Source organism: Nocardia shimofusensis NBRC 100134, assembly GCF_001613125.1.
Classification (GTDB): Bacteria; Actinomycetota; Actinomycetes; order Mycobacteriales; family Mycobacteriaceae; genus Nocardia; species Nocardia shimofusensis.
On sequence record NZ_BDBT01000004.1, the window covers coordinates 312,164 to 336,011 of the forward strand.

At 68.0% G+C, this 23,848-nt stretch carries 26 protein-coding genes; 15 read left to right on the top strand and 11 right to left on the bottom strand.

The window, feature by feature from the left end:
* Position 1 precedes the first annotated feature (1 nt).
* From NS3_RS06765 to NS3_RS06805, 9 genes are all read left to right on the top strand, one after another.
* On the top strand, positions 2-1,135 hold the full coding sequence (locus tag NS3_RS06765) for an MCE family protein (RefSeq protein ID WP_067855229.1): 1,134 nt from the start codon (positions 2-4) through the stop codon (positions 1,133-1,135).
* Positions 1,136-1,137: 2 nt separating this feature from the next.
* Positions 1,138-2,598, top strand: coding sequence for an MCE family protein (locus tag NS3_RS06770; protein ID WP_067855458.1), 1,461 nt, complete (start codon positions 1,138-1,140; stop codon positions 2,596-2,598).
* A 35-nt stretch (positions 2,599-2,633) separates the two neighbouring features.
* Entirely contained in the window at positions 2,634-2,948 is a 315-nt protein-coding gene (locus NS3_RS06775; RefSeq protein WP_067855231.1) for a DUF4286 family protein, read from the top strand.
* Positions 2,949-2,978: 30 nt separating this feature from the next.
* The gene (locus NS3_RS06780; protein WP_067855234.1) at positions 2,979-3,974 is read left to right on the top strand and encodes an acyl-CoA dehydrogenase family protein; all 996 of its coding nucleotides are present in this window, start codon (positions 2,979-2,981) and stop codon (positions 3,972-3,974) included.
* Complete coding sequence (locus NS3_RS06785; RefSeq protein ID WP_067855237.1) at positions 3,955-5,127, top strand: acyl-CoA dehydrogenase family protein; 1,173 nt, start codon at positions 3,955-3,957, stop codon at positions 5,125-5,127. The genes NS3_RS06780 and NS3_RS06785 overlap by 20 nt, the downstream gene beginning before the upstream one ends.
* A gap of 11 nt (positions 5,128-5,138) precedes the next feature.
* The gene (locus tag NS3_RS06790) at positions 5,139-5,930 is read left to right on the top strand and encodes an enoyl-CoA hydratase (protein ID WP_067855461.1); all 792 of its coding nucleotides are present in this window, start codon (positions 5,139-5,141) and stop codon (positions 5,928-5,930) included.
* Positions 5,931-6,049: 119 nt separating this feature from the next.
* Entirely contained in the window at positions 6,050-6,385 is a 336-nt protein-coding gene (locus tag NS3_RS06795) for an ArsR/SmtB family transcription factor (RefSeq protein ID WP_067855239.1), read from the top strand.
* Positions 6,385-7,101 carry a cation efflux transmembrane domain-containing protein gene (locus NS3_RS06800; protein ID WP_067855242.1) on the top strand — a complete coding sequence of 239 codons (717 nt, stop codon included), beginning with the start codon at positions 6,385-6,387 and terminating at the stop codon, positions 7,099-7,101. The genes NS3_RS06795 and NS3_RS06800 overlap by 1 nt, the downstream gene beginning before the upstream one ends.
* A 259-nt stretch (positions 7,102-7,360) precedes the next feature.
* Positions 7,361-8,827, top strand: a complete 1,467-nt coding sequence (locus NS3_RS06805) for an ATP-binding protein (protein ID WP_067855245.1) — start codon at positions 7,361-7,363, stop codon at positions 8,825-8,827.
* A gap of 178 nt (positions 8,828-9,005) precedes the next feature.
* Here the strand turns inward: NS3_RS06805 and NS3_RS06810 are convergent, their stop codons facing one another.
* Positions 9,006-9,557, bottom strand: a complete 552-nt coding sequence (locus tag NS3_RS06810; protein ID WP_067855248.1) for a TetR/AcrR family transcriptional regulator — start codon at positions 9,555-9,557, stop codon at positions 9,006-9,008.
* Positions 9,558-9,686: 129 nt separating this feature from the next.
* Between NS3_RS06810 and NS3_RS06815 the strand changes: the two genes are divergently transcribed.
* Entirely contained in the window at positions 9,687-10,910 is a 1,224-nt protein-coding gene (locus NS3_RS06815; protein ID WP_067855251.1) for a cytochrome P450, read from the top strand.
* 81 nt (positions 10,911-10,991) lie between these two features.
* Here the strand turns inward: NS3_RS06815 and NS3_RS06820 are convergent, their stop codons facing one another.
* A complete protein-coding gene (locus NS3_RS06820) occupies positions 10,992-12,440 on the bottom strand; it encodes an MFS transporter (RefSeq protein WP_307609279.1) in 1,449 nt (482 codons plus the stop codon).
* Between the two features lie 301 nt (positions 12,441-12,741).
* On the opposite strand from NS3_RS06820, the gene NS3_RS06825 reads away from it, so the two are divergent.
* Positions 12,742-13,947 (top strand): esterase/lipase family protein, encoded by a 1,206-nt coding sequence (locus tag NS3_RS06825; protein WP_067855254.1) that lies wholly within the window; start codon positions 12,742-12,744, stop codon positions 13,945-13,947.
* A gap of 472 nt (positions 13,948-14,419) precedes the next feature.
* Positions 14,420-15,586: a PucR family transcriptional regulator gene (locus NS3_RS06830; RefSeq protein WP_507762080.1), complete on the top strand. Its 1,167-nt coding sequence runs from the start codon at positions 14,420-14,422 to the stop codon at positions 15,584-15,586.
* A 7-nt stretch (positions 15,587-15,593) separates the two neighbouring features.
* Here NS3_RS06830 and NS3_RS06835 read toward each other — a convergent pair whose 3' ends face one another.
* Positions 15,594-16,238, bottom strand: a complete 645-nt coding sequence (locus tag NS3_RS06835) for a TetR/AcrR family transcriptional regulator (protein WP_067855260.1) — start codon at positions 16,236-16,238, stop codon at positions 15,594-15,596.
* A gap of 157 nt (positions 16,239-16,395) precedes the next feature.
* Between NS3_RS06835 and NS3_RS06840 the strand changes: the two genes are divergently transcribed.
* Entirely contained in the window at positions 16,396-17,775 is a 1,380-nt protein-coding gene (locus NS3_RS06840) for an ABC1 kinase family protein (protein WP_245649492.1), read from the top strand.
* 34 nt (positions 17,776-17,809) lie between these two features.
* Here NS3_RS06840 and NS3_RS06845 read toward each other — a convergent pair whose 3' ends face one another.
* The 3 genes from NS3_RS06845 to NS3_RS06850 form a co-directional block, all read right to left on the bottom strand.
* Positions 17,810-18,646: an adenylate/guanylate cyclase domain-containing protein gene (locus NS3_RS06845; RefSeq protein ID WP_067855263.1), complete on the bottom strand. Its 837-nt coding sequence runs from the start codon at positions 18,644-18,646 to the stop codon at positions 17,810-17,812.
* A 130-nt stretch (positions 18,647-18,776) separates the two neighbouring features.
* The gene (locus tag NS3_RS28320) at positions 18,777-19,022 is read right to left on the bottom strand and encodes a DUF1272 domain-containing protein (protein ID WP_084495110.1); all 246 of its coding nucleotides are present in this window, start codon (positions 19,020-19,022) and stop codon (positions 18,777-18,779) included.
* Positions 19,023-19,026: 4 nt separating this feature from the next.
* Positions 19,027-19,500, bottom strand: a complete 474-nt coding sequence (locus tag NS3_RS06850) for a PaaI family thioesterase (RefSeq protein ID WP_084495111.1) — start codon at positions 19,498-19,500, stop codon at positions 19,027-19,029.
* 16 nt (positions 19,501-19,516) lie between these two features.
* Between NS3_RS06850 and NS3_RS06855 the strand changes: the two genes are divergently transcribed.
* On the top strand, positions 19,517-20,113 hold the full coding sequence (locus tag NS3_RS06855; protein WP_067855266.1) for a TetR family C-terminal domain-containing protein: 597 nt from the start codon (positions 19,517-19,519) through the stop codon (positions 20,111-20,113).
* A 79-nt stretch (positions 20,114-20,192) separates the two neighbouring features.
* Here NS3_RS06855 and NS3_RS28325 read toward each other — a convergent pair whose 3' ends face one another.
* From NS3_RS28325 to NS3_RS06865, 3 genes are read right to left on the bottom strand one after another with little or no spacing between them, the layout of a single operon-like run.
* Complete coding sequence (locus NS3_RS28325; RefSeq protein ID WP_084495112.1) at positions 20,193-20,339, bottom strand: DUF1059 domain-containing protein; 147 nt, start codon at positions 20,337-20,339, stop codon at positions 20,193-20,195.
* Positions 20,336-20,578, bottom strand: a complete 243-nt coding sequence (locus NS3_RS06860) for a ferredoxin (RefSeq protein ID WP_067855269.1) — start codon at positions 20,576-20,578, stop codon at positions 20,336-20,338. The genes NS3_RS28325 and NS3_RS06860 overlap by 4 nt, the downstream gene beginning before the upstream one ends.
* A complete protein-coding gene (locus tag NS3_RS06865; protein WP_067855272.1) occupies positions 20,575-21,882 on the bottom strand; it encodes an NADH-ubiquinone oxidoreductase-F iron-sulfur binding region domain-containing protein in 1,308 nt (435 codons plus the stop codon). The genes NS3_RS06860 and NS3_RS06865 overlap by 4 nt, the downstream gene beginning before the upstream one ends.
* Positions 21,883-21,991: 109 nt before the next feature.
* Between NS3_RS06865 and NS3_RS06870 the strand changes: the two genes are divergently transcribed.
* On the top strand, positions 21,992-22,510 hold the full coding sequence (locus NS3_RS06870) for a hypothetical protein (RefSeq protein ID WP_067855275.1): 519 nt from the start codon (positions 21,992-21,994) through the stop codon (positions 22,508-22,510).
* A 29-nt stretch (positions 22,511-22,539) separates the two neighbouring features.
* Here the strand turns inward: NS3_RS06870 and NS3_RS06875 are convergent, their stop codons facing one another.
* Both NS3_RS06875 and NS3_RS06880 read right to left on the bottom strand, forming a co-directional pair.
* Entirely contained in the window at positions 22,540-23,406 is an 867-nt protein-coding gene (locus NS3_RS06875; RefSeq protein WP_067855278.1) for an alpha/beta fold hydrolase, read from the bottom strand.
* Between the two features lie 9 nt (positions 23,407-23,415).
* Complete coding sequence (locus NS3_RS06880) at positions 23,416-23,841, bottom strand: Rieske (2Fe-2S) protein (RefSeq protein ID WP_067855473.1); 426 nt, start codon at positions 23,839-23,841, stop codon at positions 23,416-23,418.
* Positions 23,842-23,848: the final 7 nt, after the last annotated feature.

Sequence of the window (23,848 nt, forward strand, 5' to 3'; positions counted from 1 at the left end):
CATGAGACACTTCCTGCCCTCCCGTGCGCGCCGAGTCGCCTCCGCGGCCTGCCTACTGCTGACCGTCACCGGCTGCGGCGCGCACGGCGTCAACTCGGTGCCGCTGCCCGGCGCCGAGTCCAACAGCTCGCGGGCGACGCTCGTCTCCATCGAGATCGCGAATGTCGGCACCTTGACGCCGAACTCACCGGTCATGATCGACGACGTGGTGGCCGGCAGCGTCCGCACCATCTCCCTGGACGGCTGGCACGCCGTGGTCGAGGCGGCGGTGCGCCCCGAGACCGAGATCCCGGCCAACGTCGTCGCCACCGTCGGCCAGACCAGCCTGCTCGGCTCCACCCACCTGGCACTGAACACCCCCGACGGCGAACACTCCACCGGCCGCCTGGAATCGGGCGCGCGCTTGCCGCTGAACCGCGCCTCCACCTACCCGTCCACCGAGCAGACCCTGGCTTCCCTGTCGGTCGTCGTCAACGGCGGCGGTCTGGGCCAGTTGGGCGACATCGTCGCCGAACTGAACAATGCCCTCGACGGCCGTCAGGACCAGGTCGTCGACCTGCTCACCCGCCTGGACGGCTTCATGACCGTCCTCGCCGAACAGCGCGCCGACATCGTCGCCTCCATCGAAGCGCTGGCCAGGCTGGGGGAGACCTTCGCGGGCCAGACCGAGACTCTCACCCGGGCACTGGACATGCTCCCGCCCGCCCTCGACCTCCTGCTCGCCGAACGCCCCGCCCTCACCGACGCCCTCGACCGCCTGCGTGTCTTCAGCGACACCGCCACCGGCGTGGTCACCGAGATCAGTGCCGACCTGATCGCCGACCTGCGCAATCTCGAGCCGACTCTGAAAGCCGTCGCCGATGTCGGTCCGCTGCTCGACGCCGGCCTCGCCTACGCCACCGTCTACCCCTACGGCCAGTCGGTGATCGACCGCGCCGTCCGCGGCGACTACATCAACCTGCACGCCACCGTCGACCTCACCATCCCGCGCCTGCAACGCGAACTGCTGCAAGGCACCCCGTGGGCCGATCCCGACGCCGTCATCCAAGCCGCCGTCGGCGATCCCGGTTACGCCCAGCAGACCTCGAACCCGCTCGGTGTGGGCATCACCCCGCCGGGAACCGGAGGCCGCTGATGCTGATCACCCGCTTCGTCAGAGCCCAGCTCGTCATCTTCGCCGTCCTGTCGGTGATCGGCCTGACCGTCATGGGCACCGTCTACATGAAACTGCCGCAACTGCTCGGCGTCGGCTCGATCACCGTCTACCTGGACCTGCCCGAGACCGGCGGCCTCTACCGCTTCGGCAATGTCACCTACCGCGGCGTCGAGGTCGGCAAAGTCACCGCCGTCGACCTCACCGACGACGGCGTGCGCGCCACCCTCACCCTCGACACCGGCCATCCGATTCCCGCCGACCTGGAAGCCCTGGTCCGCAGTGTCTCCGCGGTCGGCGAACAGTACGTCGAACTGCGCCCCCGCACCGACGAAGCCCCCTACCTGCGTGAGGGCGCGGTGATCCCGCTCTCGGCGACCGAGGTCCCGCAAGCGGTGGGCCCCATGCTCGACAGCCTCAGTGCCATGGTCGGCACCGTTCCGACAGAGCGCATGTACGACCTGCTCGGTGAACTGTCCACCGGCCTGGGATCGTCGAGCCGCGAACTGGATTCGCTGCTGGCCTCCACCCGGACCCTCGCCGGTGAACTGGAGGGCTCCGGCGAGACCGCCCGCACCTTCGTCCAGGACACCGTCCCGCTGCTCGACGCTCAGGCCCGCAGCCTCGATGCCGTCCAGGTGTGGACCCGCAGCCTCGCCGGTGTCACCGGCCAACTCGTGACCAACGACCCGCAGCTCCGCGCGATCCTGCGCGACGGCCCGGGTTTCGCCACCGAGGCGACCCGCCTGTTCGAATCCGTCGAACTGACATTGCCGGTCCTGCTGGCCAACCTCACCAGTGTCGGCCGGCTCGCGGTCACCTACAACGCCGGTCTCGAACAACTGCTCGTCCTGCTCCCGCCGTCGATCTCGATGATCCAGACCGTGCAGCCGTCCAAGAATGCCTCCGGCCTGGGCCTGGGCACCTTCCGCTTCGGCAATATGTCCGAACCCGCCGCCTGCACCGTCGGCTTCCTCCCGCCGACCGAGTGGCGCTCCCCGCACGAGACCGACACCCTCGACACCCCCGACGGCCTGTACTGCAAACTCCCGCAGGACTCCGACATAGCCGTGCGCGGCGTGCGCAACACCCCCTGTGCGGGACAACCCGGCAAATACGCACCGACCGCCGAACTCTGCCGCAGCCCGGAAGGATTCGTCCCGCTCGCCCCCGAGCAACCCCTGATCGGTCCCTACCCTCGCGACCCCGGACTCGAGGATCAGGGCATCGCTCCCGACACCCGCCCGATCTCCGCGCAGAACAGCCCGCCCGGCAACGCCCCCGCCAGCGCTCCGGCGAGCAGTACCTCGGACGCCCCGGCGATCGGTGCCGCGCGCTACGACCCCGCAACCGGCGATTACCTCGCCTCCGACGGCCGCGTCTACCAGCAGGGCGACCTCGCCACCGAACCGAACCGCCCCTGGACCGCCATGCTCCCGCACTGACCAGCGGGACAGCCCACCGAGAGAAGGACACCACCATGACCGACGCCAAGATGCTCGTCTTCACCAATGCCGTCGAAGGCCGCGACGAGGAATTCAACACGTGGTACGACACCGACCATCTCGCCGACGTCCTCGCCGTTCCCGGCATCGAATCGTGCACCCGCTACGAAATCCAGCCCGTCCCCGGCCGTGGCGAGCCCACCCACCGCTACCTCGCCATCTACGAACTCAGCGCGGACCCCGATGTCGTCCTGCGCGGTTTCGGGGAACGTTCCGCGAGCGGAAAGCTGCCGCTGAGCCCGACCCTGGACCTCGGGTCGATGTCCATGCAGGTGTGGCGAGCGCGCTGAACCGCGGTCACGGATAAGGAGGTCGATCGGATGCTGTTGGAGTTCGACTCCGATCAGCGGTTCTGGCAGAGCACCGTACGCGAGATGCTCGCCCGGCACTGCCCGCCGACGTTGATCAGGGAGGTCGCCGATCACGGCGCCGACACGGGCCCGTTGTGGAAATCGCTCATCGATCAGGGCTGGACGGCGATGACCGAGCCCGGTGAGGCCGTCGAGCTGACCATCGCCCACGAAGAACTCGGGCGCGCCTGCGATCCGACCCCCTTCCTGGCCACCACCAGTCAGTTCGCCCCGCTCGTCACGCAGGCCCCCGCCGAGGTCGCGGGCGCGGCCGTCTACGAGGGCGTCACCGCCGCCCGCGAAGGCGGCGACTGGGTCCTCACCGGCTCGGCCCGCGTCCTCGACGGCGACCGCGCCGACCAGTTCGCCGTGGTCACCGGCGCGGGCGTCTTCCTGGTCCCCGCCGGAGTGGTGAGCATCCGCCGAGCCGCCGTCTTCGATCCGGTCCTGCACATCGCCGACGTCGTCTTCGACCGCGTCCGAGTCGCCCCGGAAGCCCGCAGCTCGGCCGACGTCCGCCACGCCCGCGCCGTCGCCCTCACCGGCATGGCCGCCACCATGGTCGGCGCCTGCCAACGCGTCCTCGACCTCGTGGTCGAGCACGTCCGCGAGCGCCGCCAGTTCGGCGTCCCGATCGGCTCCTTCCAGGCCGTCGGCCACAAGGCCGCCGACATACACGTGGCGATCGAACGAGCCCGCGCCCTCACCTATTTCGCGGCCCTCACCATCGCCGAAGCCGACGACCGCAAGCACCTCGCCGCCGTCATGGCCAAGGCGGCCGCGGGCGAATGCCAATCCCTGGTCTTCCGCAACGGCCTGCAACTGTTCGGCGCCATGGGCTACACCTGGGAAAACGATGTCCAGTTCGCTCTGAAGCGCGCCAAGGCGGGAGAGTTGCTGCTCGGCGGCACCGACGAACATCGAGCGACGATTGCGAGGCACCACCGTGCGACTGGCCTTCGATAGCGGCGTCGAGGCGTTCCGCGCCGAATTCATCGCCTTCCTCGACGAGCACCTGCCCGACGCCGAGGGCCTCGAACGCCCTCGCTCCAGCTCCCATACCCCCGACTGGGCCCGCCGCTGGCAACGTACCCAGTTCGACCACGGCTGGCTCGTGCCCGGCAACCCGCCCGAATACGGCGGGCGCGACGCGGGCATCCTCGAGCAGTACGTGCACCGCGAGACCCTCGCCGAACGAGGAATCCACGAGCACTTCAACCCGCAAGGTGTCGGCATCATCGCTGCCTCCCTGCTCACCTTCGGCACCGAAGAACAGAAGCGGCGGTGGGCGGTCCCCATTCTCCGCGGCGACCTCACCGCCTCCCTCGGCATGAGCGAACCCGGCGCCGGCTCCGACCTCGCCGGCCTCAGCACCCGAGCCCGCCTCGAGGACGACCACTTCATCGTCGACGGACAGAAGGTGTGGACGTCCGGAGCTCATGACGCCGACGTCGTGCTCACCTTCGTCCGCACCGACCCGGATGCCCCCAAACACCGCGGCATCTCCGCCCTGCTCATCCCCACCGATCTGCCCGGCGTGCACCGTCGCCCGTTCGCCTCGGTAGCCCGCCCCGACGATCTGGATTTCAACGAGGTCTTCTTCGACAGCGTTCGAGTCCCCGCCGACAATCTGCTCGGCGATCTCAACGCAGGCTGGCGGGTGGCGAGCGGCTCCCTCGGCCACGAACGAAACCTGTTGTGGACCAACTTCGCCAGCCGCCTCGACGGCCTGCTCGCCGACTTCCATCCCGTTACCCCGTTGGAAGAAAGCCGCTACGCCACCCTCACCATGGATGCCCACGCCCTCCGCCTGCTCGGCTCGCAGGCCCTGGCCAAGGCCGCCCGCGGCGAGGAAGCAGGCCCCGGCTTGTCGGTTCTGAAGCTCCTCGGCTCCGAAGCCGTGCAGGCGGGAGCCGAACACGCCCTCGCCGCCGCGGGCACCGGCGGCCTCGACCACCCCGGCGTCACCGCCCGCTACAGCCCGCTCAGCCTCGAGGACACCGCCCCCGGCTGGTTCGAACGCTTCGTCCGGACGTTCGCGGGCACCATCGCCGGCGGCACCTCCGAAATCCAGCGCACCATCATCGCCGAGCGCGTGCTCGGCCTTCCCCGACCGTGAAGGCGACATCCGTGTACATCGACTACCGCACCGAAGGCCGCGTAGCCACCATCACCCTCAACCGCCCCGAGGCGGCGAACGCCCAGAACATGGCCCTGCTCGACGAACTCGACGCCGCCTGGACCCGCGCCGCCACCGACGACGAGGTCGTGGTGATAGTCCTGGCCGCCGCGGGCAAACACTTCTCCGCGGGTCACGACCTCAAAGACCGGCCCGCCGACGCCCCCGAGAAGATCACCCTCGACTTCGTCTACGCCGCCGAATCCCGCCGTTACCTCGAATACAGCCTCCGCTGGCGCAATATCCCCAAACCCACCATCGCCGCCGTCCAAGGCCGCTGCATAGCCGGCGCCCTGCTCCTGTGCTGGCCTTGCGACCTCATCATCGCCGCCGACAACGCCCGATTCTCCGACCCCGTAGTCCTGATGGGCATCGGTGGCGTCGAATACCACGGCCACACCTGGGAACTCGGCCCTCGCAAGGCGAAGGAGATCCTCTTCACCGGCCGCTCGATCACCGCCGAGGAAGCTCTGCACACCGGCATGGTCAACCGCGTGGTTCCGTTGAACAGCCTCGCCACCGAGACCGCCGAACTGGCCGCCCAGATCGCCCGGATGCCGCCCTTCGGCCTCCGCCAGGCCAAGCGCGCCGTCAACCAGACCCTCGACATCCAAGGCTTCTACGCCGCCATCCAATCGGTTTTCGACACCCATCAGACCGGCCATGGAAACGCGTTGAGCCACACCGGATATCCCATCCTCACCGACATGAGCAGCGTGAAGAGCCACCACAGCGAGAAGTAGTCGCGCGGCGGGAGAGCGCACGGACGGGCGCGGGATGTCGAGCCAACCGGTTGTCGGCACCCGGCGCTCCCTGCTGGTTCATCCTTTTCTGAATACAGAGAAATCTGTACAGTGGCGGCATGGAGACCTTGCCGGTGCCGCACACCGATGCCCTGGCGCGGTTCGGGCACGCGCTGTCCGACCCGACCCGCACCCGGATCCTGCTCAACCTGCGCAGCGCGCCGTCCTATCCCTCGGAGTTGGCCGATCGCATCGGCGTCTCGCGTCAGATCCTGTCCAACCATCTGGCCTGTCTGCGCGGGTGTGGGCTGGTCGTCACGGCGCCGGAAGGTCGGCGCACCCGCTACGAACTGGCCGATGCCAGGATCGGGCGGGCGCTCGACGACCTGCTCGGGCTGGTGCTCTCCGTGGATCCGGCCTGCTGCCCGGACGCCGAACCGGATGGGTGTTGCTGATGGCCTCGCCCGGCCTGCCCCGGAAGAGTCGCGCCGACCCCGACCCGGCCCGCAAGGCGCTGCTGGCGCGGCGGATTCGCCTGCTCGTCGCCGCGACCATCTCCTACAACGTGCTCGAGGCGATCATCGCCCTGACCGAGGGCGCACGGGTGTCTTCCTCCGCGCTGATCGGTTTCGGCCTGGACTCGGTGATCGAGGTTTCCTCCGCCGCCGCGGTCGCCTGGCAGTTCGCCGGGCGCGATCCGGAGAAGCGGGAGAAGATCGCCCTGCGCATCATCGCCTTCTCATTCTTCGCCCTCGCGCTCTATGTCACCGTCGACTCGGTCCGAGCCCTGCTCGGAATCGGCGAAGCCCGACACTCCGCGATCGGCATCGCGCTCGCCGCCGCCAGCCTGGTCGTCATGCCCATCCTGTCCGCGGCTCAGCGCCGCGCCGGACGCGAACTCGGATCAGCATCGGCGGTGGCCGATTCCAAGCAGACGCTGCTGTGCGCGTACTTGTCCGGCGTGCTGCTCGCCGGGCTGCTGCTCAACAGCCTGTTCGGCTGGTCGTGGGCCGACCCGATCGCCGCGCTGGTGATCGCGGCGTTCGCGGTCAGGGAAGGTCGCGAAGCATGGAAGGGCGAGACCTGCTGCGCCACGTCGCCGATCGTGCGCACCAACCAGGTCGAGGCCCGCGCGACCGATGGCTGCCGTGATACGAGGAAGGACCACTGATGTCCCGCATCCCTGCCCCCGCACGCGCCGGCTACCACCAGGAAATGCGTCCTCCGGAACCGTGCGCCCGTCGATCACGCCGATCGCGTCCCGCCGACCAGGACGGTCCCACGGCTGGGCGCTCCCGCTGCGATTCGAGCGAGGGCGCTCGACTGTAGGCGCGGTGCGCGCGTCGGGCATGCAGTCGCTCTGACCCCAGGGAATGGCTTTGTATAGGTACAGTTATAAAAACTGTACCTATACAAATCGATGGAGCCGCATGGATAAGCCTCTGGACATGTTCGACCGGGACTACGAGTGGGCGGCCCTGTCGCGATTCGTTTCCGACAGCCAAGTCGGTGCCACCCTGGGTGTCGTGTCCGGTCGGCGCCGGCAGGGCAAGACGTTTCTGCTCGAGGCAGTATGCCGGGCAGCGGGAGGCTTCTACTTCGGCGCGACCGAGGCGACCGATGTCGAGTCGTTGCGCCGGATCAGTGCTGCGTTGACCGACCATATCCGTCCGGCGAGTCCGTTCCACTTCGCGCACTGGTCGGAGGTCATCGACACGCTGCTCGGATTGGGCAGCGCCGGGCCCGTCCCGGTGGTGATAGACGAGTTCCCGTATCTGGCCAAGGCCAACCCGGAGCTGCCCTCCATCATTCAGGAAGCCTTCCGTCCGCTTCGCGAACAGCGGGCGACGTCCCGGACCCGATTGTTGTTGTGCGGGTCCGCGTTGTCGTTCATGAGCAGACTGCTGTCGGGCAGCGCGCCCTTGCGGGGCCGGGCAGGGTTGGAACTACTGGTGCGACCGCTCGACTTCCGTCTGGCCGCCGAGTTCTGGGGTATCGCCGATCCGCAGCTGGCAGTCCAAGTGAATGCGATCGTCGGTGGTACTCCGGCATACCGCCGGGAGTTTGCCCGGGGTGACGTTCCTGCCGATGCGGCCGACTTCGACTCATGGGTCGAACGCACGGTGTTGAATCCGGAGACCCCGCTGTTTCGCGAGCCGCGCTATCTGCTGGCCGAAGAACCGGACCTCCGAGACACGGCCCTGTATCTATCGGTACTCGCCGCGGTTGCGGACGGTAACGCGACGCGCGGTGGCATTGCAGGCTACCTCGAACGCAAGGCCACCGATCTCGCCCATCCCATCACCGTGCTCGAAGACGTGGGACTGCTGCACCGGGACGCCGATGTGTTCCGGCAGAACCGTTCGGCATATCGCATCGCCGAGCCGCTGATCGGCTTCTACCACGCGATCATGCGACCGGTGTGGGATCAGCTGGAGCGCCCCGGCAGTGCGCATCGGGTGTGGCAGGCCAGCAGGCGCAGGTTCGCCAGCAATGTGCTCGGCCCGCACTTCGAGCAGATCTGCCGCGAATGGTCGCTGCACCACGCCGACCCGGATATCTTCGGTGGACTGCCGGCGCGAGTCGGACACGGCGTCGTCCACGACACCACTGCCCGGGTCGCTCACGAAATCGATGTCGCGGTCGTCGGTCTCGCCGATGCGGGCAAACCTCCACTGCTGGCCATCGGCGAAGCGAAATGGAACGACACCATCGGCCGAGCCCACATCGACCGACTTCGGCACCTCCGAAGCCTCATCGCCCGCGCCGGCCGCTACGACACCAGTGGTACTCGGCTGATTCTGTTCAGTAGTGCCGGATTCAACGACAACGCACGCAATGCCGCCGCGTCGTCATCCGACATCACACTGATCGGACTGTCGGACCTGTACGGGTAGTCCGCCGGAATGGCCGACTCTTTGCTCGAAGTGAGCGTTTCATGCGGACTGGGATCTGGGAAATCTCATCGACGCGCGGGGTGAACCACCGTCCCGTCTCGAACGACTTCTCCGGAAGAGGTTTGAGAAACGTGTGCTACGTCTGCGGGGAAGCTCATGTCGAGCCGAATGCTGTGGTTCAGCCGGCGGACGCACTTCGCGGACTGCCACTGATTCCGGCAGTGTGCCGGAGTTGAGCCAGGAAGTCGGCTCGGTCGTCGCCGCCGACCAGGTAATGCGCGACCGCCAACCGTACGATCGCGCCGGCGATGATTCGCCTGTCATCCTGCGGCACAAGCGGCTCGATCACTTCACGCATGACGGGCACGACGCGCGCGATCTCCTGGAGTACATAATCCGGCTCGACCTCGACGACGCGACTCAACGAGTACGAGTCCTGGAAGTCGACGATGAACCGCAGGACCGCGTCGAGCCGTTCCGCGCCATCGAGGCCTTCGATCGCGGCCCGCACGCGCTTTTCGATATTGCGTTGCTCGTATTCGCCGAACGCGGCCAGCAGGTCCTGCTTGGAGGAGAACAGCCGATACAGCGTCGGGCGGGAAACTTTCGCCGCCGCCGCGACATCGGAGAGGTTCAGCTTCCCGTAGCCCCTGCGTCCGAGCACCTCGAAGGTCGCCCGCAGGATCCGCGTGCGCGTGTCGTTGCCGTCCCGCTCGGAAATCGAGTCCACTTGACAACCTTTACATAGAGTGTAAGAAGTGTAACGCTTTGAGGGGTTGGGCGTTTCCCGTCTCGTCAGCAGGCGGACCTCGGATTCCGCGCGCGGGCAACGGTCGGCCGATCGAGAAAGAGGCACTTCATGACCGACTCCCTCGTCTCCCACGACGCCATCGATTTCGACCCGTTCGCCGCGGCCTTCCACGACGATCCGCAACGGATATACCGTAGGCTCCGCGACTCCGCACCCGTCTATCACAACCCCCGCTACGGATTCTGGGCTTTGTCGCGGCACGCAGACGTGGTGCCGGCGATGAAGGACTTCGAGACCTACTCCTCCGGGCGCGGAGTCACCCTCGAGCAGGTGCTCGCGCCGGAACCGCCCGAACAGCAGATCCCGATGATCATCATGATGGACCCGCCCGAGCACACCCGGATGCGGAAGCTGGTCAGCGCGGTGTTCACCCCGCGCGCCATCGCCGCTCTCGAGCCGATGATCCGGGAGGCCATCGCAGGTTTCGTCGAGCGGCTGGACCCGGAGCGTTTCGACGTGGTCGCCGACTTCTCCTCGCTGTTCCCGATCGAGGTGATCACCACCATGCTCGGTGTGCCGAAGGAAGACCGGCAGCAGCTGCGGGAATGGCTCTCGATCCCGCTGCAACGCGCCGAAGGGCAGGTGGGAATCGACGAGGACGCGCGCCGCGCGGTCCAATCCTCCACCGCGTACTACACGCGGCTGGTCGCCGAACGTCGCGTCCGTCCGCGCGAGGACATGATCAGCCGGCTGCTCGCGGTCGAAGTCGATCGCGCGGACGGCAGCATCACCCGGCTCACCGAGAAGGAAGTGCTCGGCTTCGCCGCGCTGCTGGCAGGCGCGGGCGCGGAAACCGTCGCCAAACTCCTCGGCACGGCAGCGGTGATCTTCGCCGACCACCCCCAGCAGTGGCGGGCACTGCGCGCGGACCGCTCACTCATCCCCGGCGCGGTCGAGGAACTGCTGCGTTACGAGGGTCCGGTGCAGTACGACGTGCGCTACACCCGGCGTGAGGTCACCCTGCGCGGCCGCACGATCCCGGTCCACAGTCCTGTTCTCATGCTGCTCGCCTCGGCGACCCGTGACCCCGACGCCTTCCCCGACGCCGACCGCTTCGACATCACCCGTCCGTTCACCGGCAACAATCTCGGTCTCGGCTATGGCATCCATCGATGCCTGGGCGCCGCCCTGGCGCGTCTGGAAAGCCACATCGCCCTCGATGCCATGCTCGACTTCATGCCCGAATACGAACTGGATCGGCAGGGTCTGCGCCGTGCCCGCGAGACCAGCGTCGCGGGCTGGACCGAGGTGCCTGTGCGGGTCACTCGCTAGGTTGCCGACCAGGCGCGGTCGGCCTGGTCGATCGCGGAAACCCTTCCATCGCCACTGAGCGCGGCGTGCGGCCCGAGCGAATCATCCTTCTGGACCGACGCCTTCCCCGGCGGCCCGGCCGCGCCGCAGCGCGCGGGGAAGCGTCACGGCCACCGCGACGGTGGCGACGAGCCCGCCCACGCCCGCGATGACGAGGGTGACGGGCGCCGAGGTGACGTCGAGCAGCAGCCCGCCGCCCACATAGGACAGTCCGGCGGCCACACCGACCGCACCGTACAGATTGCCGAAGACCCGGCCCAGCATCCGGGCCGGGACAGTGCGTTGGAGCAGCGTGTTGGTCGCCACGTCCATCGCCGCGATCCCGATGCCGCGTACCGCCTGCAGGGTGAAGGCTGCGGCGACCGCCCATGCCAGGCCGGTCAGCAAGTTGCCCAGGCTGCTCACCGCGAACCCGAGGAGCAGCAGGACTACCGTCGAACCGCGCATGCCGTAGCGCGCGAGCAGCGCGTAGCCGACCAGCAGTCCGATTCCGACCGCACTCAACAACAGCCCGACGGCCGAGTCACCCGCGTCGAAGGTGTTCTTGGCCAGCAGCACCAGCGCCACGTCGTCGATTCCGTTGAAAGCCACCACGACGCAAAACCCCATCGCAATCACCCGGACCGCCGAGACCGACCAGATGTAGCCCATGCCCTCCTTGGCGTCGGTCAGCAGAGAGGTGGACTCGCGCTCCTCGCGGACCGAGGGCAACGGCCGCAGTCCGAGCAGAATGAGCGCGGAAAACCCGTAGGCCGCCGCCGCACCGAAGAGTACGCCCTGGAGCCCGAGGAACGGCAACAGCGCGGCGGCCAGCAACGGGCCGACAGCCTCGGCTCCGTTGGCGCCGAACCCGATGCTGGAATTCGCCGACTCCAGGTCACGTCCGCGCACCAGGGCGGGCACAGCCGCCCGCGAGGTCGGCATGAACACCTGGCCGCCGGTCGCCCGTGCTGCCACCAAGACCAGCAGCAGGGGGAGTTGCGGCATCGACAGGGTGATCGTCAGCAGCGTGGCGCCCTGAACGAGTTCGCAGACGATCATCACCCGCCTGAGGTCGAAGCGGTCACTGATCGCCCCGGTGATCGGCCCGAGCAGGGCCGGGATGAAGTCCCCGACCAGCAGCAGGACCGCGACCGCTATCGCCTGACCGGTGGAGTCGGCGACGAACAGCATCAGCGCGACCAGGCTGACTGCCTCGCCCGTGTAGGACACGGTCCGCGAGAGGAAAAGCGCGCGGAAAGGCGCGTTCGTCGCGAGGAGGCGCAATCCTCCCGTTGGCTTCTCTTCCGACTGTGAACCGACATCCGAGGTCGCCATGTGCTCTTCTCTATTGCCTGGATTCGTCGTGAGCGTGTGCGATCGTTGCACAGGCGAAAGCCGGTTTCGACACCTTTTCCGGCGACGGCCGCGGTCGCCGAGTCGAGGAGGGGCGCTCGCCAGGTTGCCGACCAGACCGTCGCGGCGAGGGCCGGTGTAACGAATGATGCCCATTCCCAACGCATTGCTTTGCCTGGCTGTCCGACGCCACAACAGGTGTTGATCCGTCGGTCGGTGCCGAAGTCATTTCCAATCCTCGACCGTGGAAATCGGTGATCGGTCACAATTCTCGCCGGGCTGGTGAATTTCCTGTGTCCCGTCATCGGACCGCCGCTCGATTCATCGTGATCAGCACGGCCTGAACGCTTTCGGGCGAATCGTCGATCAATCGGATTTAGCGTCATCGGCGGTTCTCAGGTGCGGATGGATTCCCCACTACGGGGAACCGAAACACCTGTTTGCGGGAAGGAAACCGATGAAGCGAAAAGCTATCCGCGGGTCGATGCGGGCCGTTGTCGTGGCGAGCGCGGCCGTCCTCACAGTCGGCGTGGTGGGGGCGGGGGTCAATGCCGAGCCGGCCGCGGTGCCGACCGAGCAGCAACTGGCCGACGTCATCGACGAGGGGCTCTCGGAACCGTCCGCGACGCCGATCGTCGACAGTGGCTCCGGCTCCGGCTCGGCGTGTGACTCGGGCAGCGGCGCGGGATCGGGCAACGGCTCCGGTGACTGCTACGGCGGCTCCGGCTCTAGCTCCGGATTGCGCGGCGGCCACGCCACGGACACCGTCGGATTCGGTCCGCCCGCCACCGCGTTCCTCGCCGCCTTCGGCCACGGTCTGCTCAACCCCGATGTGGCGCCCCCGGGTTCCAACGACTGGACGTGCAAGCCGACCGCCGAACATCCCGAACCGGTGGTGCTGCTGCACGGCACCTGGGAGAACGCCTACGACAACTTCGCCTACGTCTCCCAGCCCATCCACGACGCCGGTCACTGCGTCTTCACCTTCAACTACGGCAAGTCCGGCCTGATCCAGGGCGGTGGCCTCGGCCCGGTCCTGCCCGGCCGCAACGGCACCGGCTACATGGAGGATTCGGCGAAGCAGATCGACGTCTTCGTCGACCGGGTCCTGCAGGCGACCGGGGCGGAGAAGGTGAACATTGTCGCCCACTCGCAGGGCGGTACGGTGGCGCGGCAATACCTCCGGTTCGAAGGGGGCGCGGACAAGGTCGACCAGTTGATGACCTTCGGAGCCACCCATCACGGCACCACGCTGATCGGCATCGGCGCGCTGGGCCGGGCGATCAACAACCTCGGCATCGACGTCCTCGGTCTGGTGGAGATCTTCGTGGGTCACGCGGGCATTCAGCAGACGGTCGGCTCGAACTTCATCAACAACCTGAACGCCGGGGGCGACACGGAGCCGGGAGTGGAATACACGGTGGTCGGCAGCCGATACGACGAGATCACCACGCCTTACGACTCGACGTTCCTGCAGGCCGGGCCGGGCGCCACCGTCCGCAACATCACGCTGCAGGACGGGTGCGAACAGGATCTGTCCGACCATTTGACGTTGATGTATTCGCCGCGCGCGCTGTCGATCATCCTCAACACCCTGGATCCGTCGCAGCCGCTGGTGTGCACCTCTAACCCGTGGCTGATCGGTGGGGGAGGGTCGCTGTGAATGTCACCGTGTGAGCGCCGGTAACGGCTGAGCGAAGACCCCGGTGGGGTGCGGGCGAGTGCTGCGCATCGACCACTCGGGGTATTTCGTGCGTCCTCCGTCGCATTCCTGCCTGAAGTGAGCGGTCCTGCAGGATGTTTCGGAAAACCCCCGCAGCACGAGTTGCCTATCCCGTTATCTGCGCTGGTGGTGGATGTGCGGGCGGGCGCACGCAGCCGTGCGGAAAGAGAAGTGGAAAGTGAGTTGTCGGACAACTTAGAGTTCATGCTCCACCGATCGGACGCAGCCGGGCATGTCGGGTGCCGGGGCTCGAAATGCGCGGGCGCATCCACGGTGGGGCCGGAAACGGCCGTAGCTCTCGGGCGGAAGGAAGTCGACGATGACAGCCAACGGCACGCTTCGGACGGATTTGAAATTGTCCGGGCAACCGATGTCCACACCATTGAAGGATGTTCACACGATCTCGCGGAAAATGGTCGGTCACTTCGTGCAGAACGTGACTCCGTGTGGGACTCTCCCCGGCGACGCGATGTCCGGCGAGATCATGTCGATCACCGGGACGTGCCTGGAGATAGCCGTCGGCATGCTCGACGGCGGGCAGATTCCCGAAGACACCGACAGGCTCGCCGAGGCCGCCGCGGGGTGGGCGCGTGAAGGGGTGCCGATCGACACGATCCTGCACGCGATCCACGAGGGCTTCAAACTCGGCACCGACCTCATCTTGGCTTCGGCCACCGCGGGTGATCTCGACAGTGTGCGCAGCGCGGTGGAGCGGATGGTCGAGTTGCTCGACGTCATGAACACGATCGTCGCCCGGTCCTATATCCGCGAGCACAAAGCAGTGGTCGGCGAACACCATTCGGCCGTTCACACGCTCACCTGCGCGCTCCTGAGCGGGCACCCGACCTCGCGGATCGCCCGGGAATCGGGGCTGGACGTGGCGGGGGAGTATCACGTCCTCGCGCTCGGCATCCCGAAGCATCCCGACGAATCCCACCCGCGACTCAGCGGCCAGGTGGTGGCGCGCCGCAAACTGCGCCGCGTTCAGTCCGAACTCGCCCGCAGCGGCACCGACGCCCTGTCCCTGCTCGGCGTGGACGGCGGAACAGTCCTGCTGCCCGAGCCCTCGGCCTCCCGTGACCAGATCGAAGCGTTGATCGGCAGGCTCTCCGCCGCCGCCGGCGTGCCGGTCACGGGGACCCTCACCCTCGCGCCGACGGCGCAGATCCCGGAACAGGTCGCGCGCGCACACGAACTGCTCGATCTAGTGCAGCGGCTGCAGTGCGAGCCCCGTCTCTACGAGTTGAGCGACGTGGCACTGGAATACCAGCTGAGCAGGCCGGGCCCCGGCCGCACGAGCTTGGCCGCACTGCTGGACCCGCTCGACGACCACCCCGAATTGCTGGAGACCCTGCAGCGGCATATCGCCAACGAGTTCAACCGCAGGCGCACGGCCCGCGCGCTGCACATTCACACCAACACCGTCGACTACCGCCTCAAGCGCATCGCCGCGCTCACCGGCATCGACCCGAACGGACGGCGCGGCCTGTGGCAGCTGCGGTCGGCGCTCGTCGCGAAGGCATTCGCCGATCACGCCGAGCCGAAGCCCCGGACCCCCGCGCCCGGGCACCCGGTCTGAGCTGCCGTCAGGCCAGATCCATCTCGGCTTCGAGCCACGCCCCCATCATCCGGCCCGTCATGGCGATGGCAGCTTCCCGTTCCTCGGGCGTGACCTCCACAGCCGATGTCCGCAGTACCGCCGAGAATCCGGTGTTGATCAACACGAAGGTCATCGTGTCGTACTTGCGGTCGTCGCCGGGGCCGAGGATCTGGATCAGCAGCACCTTGATCAGCAGGCGCAGCCGCGGCTCGAACTCGGGAAGGCCGCTGCTGTAGAACTGGACGCCGTCGATCAACGCCCGGACCAGCTTCGCGTTGTCGGCCAACTCGTCGGTGAAGCTCTCCAGGAACTTGGTGAACAGCTCCGACGCCGACGCGCGCGTGAGCTCGCGCGACAGCTGAGTGGTCTCCGATATCCACGCGGTGCAACGCTGTTCGGCTCGGACCAATAGTCGTTCGAGCAGTTCGTCGACCATGACGCTGCGGTCGGCGAAGTAGCGGTAGACGGTCCCGATGCTGACATCGGCTTCGGCCGCGATCCGGTTCGTCGAGGTGTCGGCGATCCCGCGTTCGCCGAACAGCCGTGCCGCGGTGTCGAGGATGTGTTCCCTGGTGGCCTTCGCCCGCTCCTGAGTCGGACGTCGCCCCTGCCGGGCGGGTTTCGTCCTCATCGCACTCCTCTCCGCGCATCGAAAACCTGAGCTTTGCTCACTTCGCGGTACGAGCAGGCTGGAATGGCGGTATTTCGTCTCGATGACAGCATTCGGGCGGTGACCATTGGCGTCGCACACTATTGCCGGTCCCGCTGCGTGGGACTACACAAGGTAGGTGACCGAACATCCGGTGCCGAGAAGTCGATTGACCCGTGGCGGCCGCCTCGGGCGCTTGGCCGCCGGCCAGGCGGTCCGCGGTGTCGGTACTCGCCTGTCGATGATCGGCCGCCCCGAGCAGGCGCGGCGAATCCTTGCCCAGCGCTCGGCCCTGCAGACCGCGCAACAAGCCGTGACCGTGCTCGGCGGGATGAAGGGCGCCGCCATGAAGCTGGGGCAGATGCTCTCGGTTCTCGATGTCGACCTCGTCCCCGAGTCGCATCGCGAGCTCTTCCGCGCGAAACTGGCCGAACTACGCGACCGCGCACCGGAGATTCCCTTCGCCCGGATGAGGACGGTGATCGAGGGCGATCTCGGCCCGATGGCGCGGGTCTTCGCCGACTTCGACGAGACGGCCATCGCCGCGGCCTCCATCGGCCAGGTGTATCGAGCGACCTTGCGCGACGGGCGCTCGGTGGCGGTGAAAGTGAAGTACCCCGGCGTGGACGCCGCCGTCGACGCGGATATGCGCAATCTGGCGTGGTTCGCGAAACTGTGGAAATCGGTGCTGCCCACCGCCGCCGACACCGCCGTCCTCGACGAGATCGCTCGGAACATCACCGCCGAACTCGACTATCCGCGCGAGGCCCGAACCCAGCATCGGATCGCCCAGCGCTACCGGGGCCATCCGTTGATCGTCGTTCCCGACGTGGTGGGGGAGTACTGCGGTCGGCATGTGCTCGTCTCGGAATTCGTTCGAGGCGTTCCATTCCAGCAGATCCAGCAGCTACCCGATTCCGATCGTAACGACGTCGGTGAGCTGATCTATCGCTTCTACATCAGTTCGCTGTTCTCCGACCACGAGTTCTGCGGCGACCCCCATCCCGGCAACGTTCTCCTCGCGACGGACGGGCGGGTGTGCTTCGTCGATTTCGGCCTGTTCCACACGATGGACCCGGTGCACGTCGAGGTCGAGCGCACCTGCCTCCGCGCGGCCTGCGAGTACCGAGCCGACGACCTGTATCGGGAATGGGTCGGCCGTGGCATCGTCGACCCCGGCGCGGGAGTCACGCCGCGGGAATGCCTGGAATACGTGTGGGCCGCGGCCGGCTGGCACCTGCTCGACGAGGAATTGGCGATCACGCCCGAACTCGCCACCAGCGCAGTCGTTCTCGCCGTCGACCCGAGGCAGTCCGACTTCCGTGGTCTGAGACGCCAATTGCTGCCGCCCGAACACGTCTTCTCCCGTCGCGCGGATCTGTTCACCTTCGCGGCCTTGGGACAACTGCGGACCAGCAACAACTGGCATCGGATCGCGCGGGAGTGGATGTACGGCGAGCCCGCGCACACGGAGATCGGCACGACGATCGCGCAGTGGCGGGCGCGGCTCGGCCGCTGAGCGGCAACACGAGAGTCACGCCGAGCAGGGCTGATCAGCGCGCGCTGTCCACCGTGTAGAGACGATGGCATCCGGTGAAGCCTTTCAGTTCGACCTCCTGTGCGGGAGTGAGAACGATGTCCGGCTCGGTGCTCACGGCGGTCCGCACGTCCTCGCTGACGAGGATTTCCCCGCCGCTCGCCTGCCCGGCCACCCGTGCCGCCATGGCCACGTTCCGGCCGAAGAGGTCGTCGCCGCGGCGGACCGACTTGCCCGTATGGATGCCGATGCGCACGCGGACGTTCTCGCGGTTGCCGGCTTTCATGGCGCGGCTGCCGAGGGCGCGTTGGATCTCGATGCTGCAGCGCACGGCCTGGGCGGCTTCGGCGAAGGCGATCATGAAGCCGTCGCCCTGGTTCTTCACCACGTGCCCGCCGTGCGCGGCGACCAGTTTGCGGATCAGCTTCTCGTGGCGGTCGAGGAGCTTGACCCACGCCTGATCGCCGAGCCGCTCGTTGAGGGCGGTGGAGCCTTCGATATCGGAGAACACGATCGCGACGCGACCGTCGGGCACCAACCGAGCCAGATCCGGTCGCTCGACCTGCGCCCACCCGGCCAGTTCTTCGATCGAGCTGAGCATCGCTCTGCGGAGGCCCTTCGCGCGGACGAGATTCGCCGTCTCCCATACGGTCTTGACCGCCTCCCGGCCACTCGTCATCAGCTGACGACGCGTCTCGAGCCTGCGCTCGAGTTCGGCGAGCTCGCGGCGACTGCGACTCAGCGATGCCTCGGTCCGGGTCAGCTGTCCGCGGGTACGAGTCAGCAGCGTCCACAGCCAGAGCAGGCCCATCGCCTCCGCTACGGCGACTACCGCAAGTCCGATCTCGATCATCGCTGGGATCCGCCGAAGGGTCGCTGCCGATAGAACAGTCAGACCTTAGCCGATGGTCGGAGCCGCGCGGCAGGGCCGGGCGTCACACGCCGTAGTGAGTCCATGTCGCTGTGCGCACGGGGCGGCCGGTCTACGACCTGCTTTTGATGCTGCGCCGGATTATCCGGGTCAGTCGGGCGGGGGTACCTGCGGCGATGTCGGTGAGTCCCGTGGTGCGGCGTGGTCGCGGCGCGAGTTCGCCTGCGCAGTTGGGGCATTCGGTGAGATCGGTGTGGCATCGCGGGCAGTAGGTGCATTCGTAAGAACAGATCCACGCCGCGGCGTCGGGGGTCAGTGTGGTCGCGCAGAGTTCGCACCTGGTTTTCATGCGGAGCATCGGATCAGCCCACCTTGTAGGAGGCCATGGCTTTGGCGACTCCGGTGCCGGAGGGGGTTTCGATGTCGGCCTCGAGGGCGGTGAGGGTCGCGCCGCGTCGGAGTGGGCGGCCGCGGCCGATGAGGTCGGTGGCGTGGGCGGGTTCGAGGAATTGCAGGGACAACGAGGTGGTGACGCCCCGCAGTTGGCCGGGCAGGGCGCGGCCGCACCAAGCCGCGGCCATCACGGTGATGTCGGCCAGCGCTGAGATCGCGCCGCCGTGGACCATGTCGCCGACGGTGGCGAGTTCGGGGCGCCACGGGAGGCGGAGGACCGCTTCGTCGTCGGTGAGTTCTTCGATCCGAACGCCGAGAAGTGAGACGAACGGGGATTGGGGGACGAAGAGGCGCATCAGGTCGGTGCCGTTGGTGGGCTGCTGCTGTTCGATCCGGGAGAGGTTCACATACAGATTGAATGTGACATGCAGAGTGTATGTCAATGGGTAGGATGCCGGTATGGCCACATCGAGACAGTCGCAGGCATTGGCGACTCGGCAGCGGCTCCTCGACGTCGCGGCGCAGTTGTTCGCGAGCGAGGGGTTCGCCGCCGTCACCACGACGGGGCTGAGCGAGGCGGCCGGCGTGACCCGGGGTGCGCTCTACCACCACTTCGCGAATATGACCGAGGTGATGGAGGCAGTGTTCGCGCGGTCCGAGGGTCAACTGGTCTCGCGTGTCTCCGAGGCGCTGGCCGAGCATGCCGATGCCCGTGCACGGCTGCTCGCGCTGGGGCCGGTGGTTCTGAAGACGCTTGCCGACGACATGCCGATGCAGCGGATCGTGTTCGTCGAGGCGCCCGCGGCATTGGGCTGGTCGCGCTGGCGGGCGCTCGACGGCGGCCGGTCGCTGCGACTCGTCGCGGAACTGCTCGAATCGCTCGCGGAGGAAGGCCGGCTCGTTGTCGGCGTCGAGCCGAGCCTGGCCGCCCAACTGCTGCTCGGAGCCGTCAACGAGGCCGGGATGCGGGTCGCCGCGACCGAGGGGCGAGATCTGGCGGCGGTCTCGGCGCAGCTCACGCTGCTGTGCCGCGGCGTGCTCGCCGACCGACACTGAATCATCGGGACCGGCACATGCGACAGCCCGCCCTCGAAAGATCCAGGGGCGGGCTGTAGTCGTGCGGGATACGGAAGGATCAGTAGGCGATCATCAGGATCTGATCGCGGGTGTATTCGTGGCCGGGGTGGTTCGCGGCGAGGTGCGCGTTGACCTTCTCGACCAGGTCGTCTTCGTCGGTTCCGGTGATCTGTTCACCGCAGGGGCAGGACAGGTTGGTCTTCACGGGGTGGTCCCTTCTTGCCGTTCGAGCGTCGTCGATGGATCGGATTCAGGCATTGCGATGATCGCATGCGCGGGGCAGTCGAGTAGAGCGCGCAGGACGCCGGGTTGATCCTCGGGGGCGATTCTGCCGTCTCCGGCGAGGACGGCGTAGCCCCAATCGTCGAGGGGGAAGTGGTCGGGGGCATGGCGGGCGCAGATGCCGAAGCCGTCGCACAGGGTCTTGTCGAAGCGAATTCTCATGCGAGCACCGCCGTTTCGGCGTGGAAGGGGCGCAGGGGCAGCGGGGCGGGGTCGGCGCAGGTGGGGCAGCGGCCGGTGAGGTGGGCACGCACCTCGGCGGGGAAGGCGGTGAGCAGGCTTTCGGCGATGTTCGCCGCGGCGTCGAGGGTGGCGCAGGCTCCGCGCCCGCGCAGGACCGTCGACCAGCGGTGCAGGTTGGCGAGGTCGGTGTCGGTGGCGCGGTGCTCGTGCAGGGCGGTGGCGGCGGCGGCCATGGCGGCGGTGCCGTTGAAGCAGGAGCCGCACTGGCCCGCGTTCTCGCGGTCGAAGTAGGCGAGGACGGCGGCTGCGATGGTGACGGGGCATTCATCGGTGAGCAGGGCGACGGCGCCGCAGCCCAGGGCGCTGCCCAATGCGCGCAGGGACTCGTGGTCGAGGGTCGCGTCGAGAATCGGCTCGCCGAGCAGGCCGGAGAAGTAGCCGCCCATCAGTGCGCCGCGGACCTCGGAGGCGGGCACACCGTGCAGATCCAGCAGCGTCGCGAAGGGCGTGCCGTGGGCGAGTTCGTAGAGGCCGGGACCGCGTCCGCCGCCGGTGACGGTCGCCAGGAACGTTCCGGGGGAACCGGGGGTACCGACCGCGCGGAACGCCTCGCCGCCGTGGGCCTGGATGAAGGGCAGGTGCGCCAGTGTCTCGACATTGTTGATCAAGGTCGGCAGGCCGTCGACGCCGCTCTCGAACGGGCGGGGCGGTTTGTCGGTCGGCTTGGCGGGTCCGCCGTTGACGGCGCGCACCGCGGCGGTTTCCTCGCCGGCGACGTAGCCGGGCTCGACGACCACCAGCTCGATGGGCACCTCGGTGATCGCCGCGGCGTCGAGTTCGGTCAGCGCGTGGTCGACGGCGCGGGCGGATTCGCCGTCGGAGAGGTACACGACAGCGCGGTGTGCGCCGACGACGGCGGCGGCCAGGCGCAGACCGTCGAGGACCAGGTGCGGGCGGTGGCGCATCAGCCACTTGTCCTTGATCGAGGCGGGTTCGCCTTCCTCGCCGTTGGCGACGGCCACCGTACGGGAGCCGCGCAACGCCGCCGCACGGACGCCGGACAGCTTCACCGCGAGCGGAAAGCCGGCCCCGCCGCGCCCGCGCAACCCGGACGTGCTGATCTGGTCGAGCAGTTCCGCGGTCGCGCCGACTACGCGGTAGCCGCCCTCGGCGCGGTAGCGCGCGAGATCCTCGACATCGTCGATGTCGCGCAGCAATCTGGGGGCGACGCCGGGCGCGACCGCGACCGTCAGCGCTCGGGGCGGATCGGAATCATGATGCATGGCAACCTCTTCGGTGGTCGCGGCGAGACGTGCCCGGCGTGCGAACGGGCTCGGGCACGGGTGGCCGATTCGGCCGGTGGGACGCGGACGGCCGGATAGTCTTTCCGGCATGAGAACCGCGGTGCTGCGTATCGACGTCGATCCGGGGCGTGAGCTGACCGCCGGGCAACGGGCGGACGGTCTGGCCGCGTTGCAGGCGGAACTCGCCGACCAGGGCGCCGAACTCCTCGGCCTCCGCGTGTCGAGCGCCGATCAGGGCCTCGCGGGGACGGCCGCCGTGAGCTCGGCCGAGAAGGACGCGCCACCCAGGGAGCTGCAATTCCTGCTCGACACCGCCGACGCCGAGGCTTCGCTGAGCACGCTGGTCACCCTGTGCGCGAGGGCCTTCCACACCGCTCCGCAACCGGGCGTGGTGACCTACCTCAGCCGGGGCACCGACGACGATGCCCACGGCGTCCTGGCCGGCTTCGGGCTGCGCGGCGCAGTCACCCGCTCCCTCGACGACGACGGTTTCGACATCGTCCACGTCCGCCTGCGCGAGGATGACCTGCGCCGGGTGCCGGAGAGCCGCATCCACACCGCCCTGGAGGCGTCGCTGAACTGCGAGGTCCGGATCGACATCGACTGAGCGGGTCCACGACCTCGGCCGGACATCGTTCATCGGCCGAGGAATTCCAGGATCGGGGGCGCGGCCTGCACCCACGTGTCGAACATGTTGAATCGCTTCACCCGCCCCATCGCGCGATCCTGCATCGCCCGCTCCCACGCATCCTCCGGCCACGGCGGGTCGATCAGCGTGGAGCCGGCGATCAGGCAGGAGATCTCCAGCGAGGTCCGCTTCGGATGGTCGATATCGTGCTCGCCACCCCGAATGATCAGGGTGGGCACCTGGATTCGATCGAATTCGTCGTCGTCGACGCCGGGAATGGTCTGGCCCGGCTTCTGCACATAGGCGTTGAGCCAGCGCAGCGAGAGTTTCACGAACTCGTCGGCGTCGAGAGCGAGCAGCCGCTTCTCGTTGGCGGGATTGGCCTCGACGCGCTCGCGCCACTCTTTGAGCCGGAGCAGTCCGGCCACGCCCGCCCCGCGCACCACCTGCAGGCTGGGCAGGATGTAGTGGGCGCCGAGATTGAACGTGCCGTAGGTGCCGCCGACGATATTCCACAACACCAGCTTGTCGACCAGTTCCGGGTAGCGGATGGCGGTCAGGATCGAGTCCCGCGCCCCGCCGGAACCACCCGCGAGCACGCACGGCGCGAGGTCGAGCCCGGTGAGCAGTCCGGCCAGGGTCTCGGCGCGCATATGGGATTCGGTCCGGCCGTAGAACTGCACGTCGGAGGCCCCGCAGTTGGGCCGGTCCCACAGCAGCACCCGATACCCGCCGGCGACGAGAGCTTCGGCGAGGGGACGCAGGCCGGGGATGTCCATTCCGTAGCGTCCGCCGGGAGTCAGCACGATGAGATCGCCGCTCTCGCCGAGGATCTCGTAGACGACGTCACCGCCGTTGATCGCCAGTGCGGGCATGCGCGCTCCTCACGCTTGCACGACGACCGAGTCACCGACGATCCGCACCGGGTAGGTGCGAATGCTCCACTCCGGCTTGACGGTGGTCGTCCCGGTCGCCAGTTCGAAGCCCCACTGGTGCCAGGGGCAGTAGATGAACTCCTTGTCGCGCAACATCACCGCGTCGCCGGGGACGTTCTCGTCCACCACCGTGCGGCCCCTGGTGCGGCCCGCGCACAGCGGTCCGCCCTCGTGCGGGCAGTAGTTCGCGATGGCGTGGAAGGTGCCGCCGACGTTGTAGACGCCGACGCCGTGCCTGCCGATCGGCACGACCTTGTGCTCGCCCGGCGCGATCTCGTCGACCCGGGCGACCACGTGCTCGCGCCCTTGCGCCAGCCGAACCGGCCGCTCGCCGGTTCTGTCGGCCGTCTTCGCGGCCTCGGGCGGCTCGGCCATCGCCGAC

Bases quoted from the DNA above. Each gene is read 5' to 3' on its own strand.
- NS3_RS06765 (WP_067855229.1), top strand. From the start codon at position 2: ATGAGACACTTCCTGCCCTCCCGTGCGCGCCGAGTCGCCTCCGCGGCC.
- NS3_RS06870 (WP_067855275.1), top strand. From the start codon at position 21,992: ATGAGAACCGCGGTGCTGCGTATCGACGTCGATCCGGGGCGTGAGCTG.
- NS3_RS28320 (WP_084495110.1), bottom strand. From the start codon at position 19,022: ATGCTCCGCATGAAAACCAGGTGCGAACTCTGCGCGACCACACTGACC.
- NS3_RS06855 (WP_067855266.1), top strand. From the start codon at position 19,517: ATGGCCACATCGAGACAGTCGCAGGCATTGGCGACTCGGCAGCGGCTC.
- NS3_RS06835 (WP_067855260.1), bottom strand. From the start codon at position 16,238: ATGAGGACGAAACCCGCCCGGCAGGGGCGACGTCCGACTCAGGAGCGG.
- NS3_RS06865 (WP_067855272.1), bottom strand. From the start codon at position 21,882: ATGCATCATGATTCCGATCCGCCCCGAGCGCTGACGGTCGCGGTCGCG.
- NS3_RS06830 (WP_507762080.1), top strand. From the start codon at position 14,420: ATGGTCGGTCACTTCGTGCAGAACGTGACTCCGTGTGGGACTCTCCCC.
- NS3_RS06875 (WP_067855278.1), bottom strand. From the start codon at position 23,406: ATGCCCGCACTGGCGATCAACGGCGGTGACGTCGTCTACGAGATCCTC.
- NS3_RS06795 (WP_067855239.1), top strand. From the start codon at position 6,050: ATGGAGACCTTGCCGGTGCCGCACACCGATGCCCTGGCGCGGTTCGGG.
- NS3_RS06775 (WP_067855231.1), top strand. From the start codon at position 2,634: ATGACCGACGCCAAGATGCTCGTCTTCACCAATGCCGTCGAAGGCCGC.
- NS3_RS06805 (WP_067855245.1), top strand. From the start codon at position 7,361: ATGGATAAGCCTCTGGACATGTTCGACCGGGACTACGAGTGGGCGGCC.
- NS3_RS06820 (WP_307609279.1), bottom strand. From the start codon at position 12,440: ATGGGCATCATTCGTTACACCGGCCCTCGCCGCGACGGTCTGGTCGGC.
- NS3_RS06825 (WP_067855254.1), top strand. From the start codon at position 12,742: ATGAAGCGAAAAGCTATCCGCGGGTCGATGCGGGCCGTTGTCGTGGCG.
- NS3_RS06815 (WP_067855251.1), top strand. From the start codon at position 9,687: ATGACCGACTCCCTCGTCTCCCACGACGCCATCGATTTCGACCCGTTC.
- NS3_RS06780 (WP_067855234.1), top strand. From the start codon at position 2,979: ATGCTGTTGGAGTTCGACTCCGATCAGCGGTTCTGGCAGAGCACCGTA.
- NS3_RS06800 (WP_067855242.1), top strand. From the start codon at position 6,385: ATGGCCTCGCCCGGCCTGCCCCGGAAGAGTCGCGCCGACCCCGACCCG.
- NS3_RS06845 (WP_067855263.1), bottom strand. From the start codon at position 18,646: ATGATCGAGATCGGACTTGCGGTAGTCGCCGTAGCGGAGGCGATGGGC.
- NS3_RS06880 (WP_067855473.1), bottom strand. From the start codon at position 23,841: ATGGCCGAGCCGCCCGAGGCCGCGAAGACGGCCGACAGAACCGGCGAG.
- NS3_RS06860 (WP_067855269.1), bottom strand. From the start codon at position 20,578: ATGAGAATTCGCTTCGACAAGACCCTGTGCGACGGCTTCGGCATCTGC.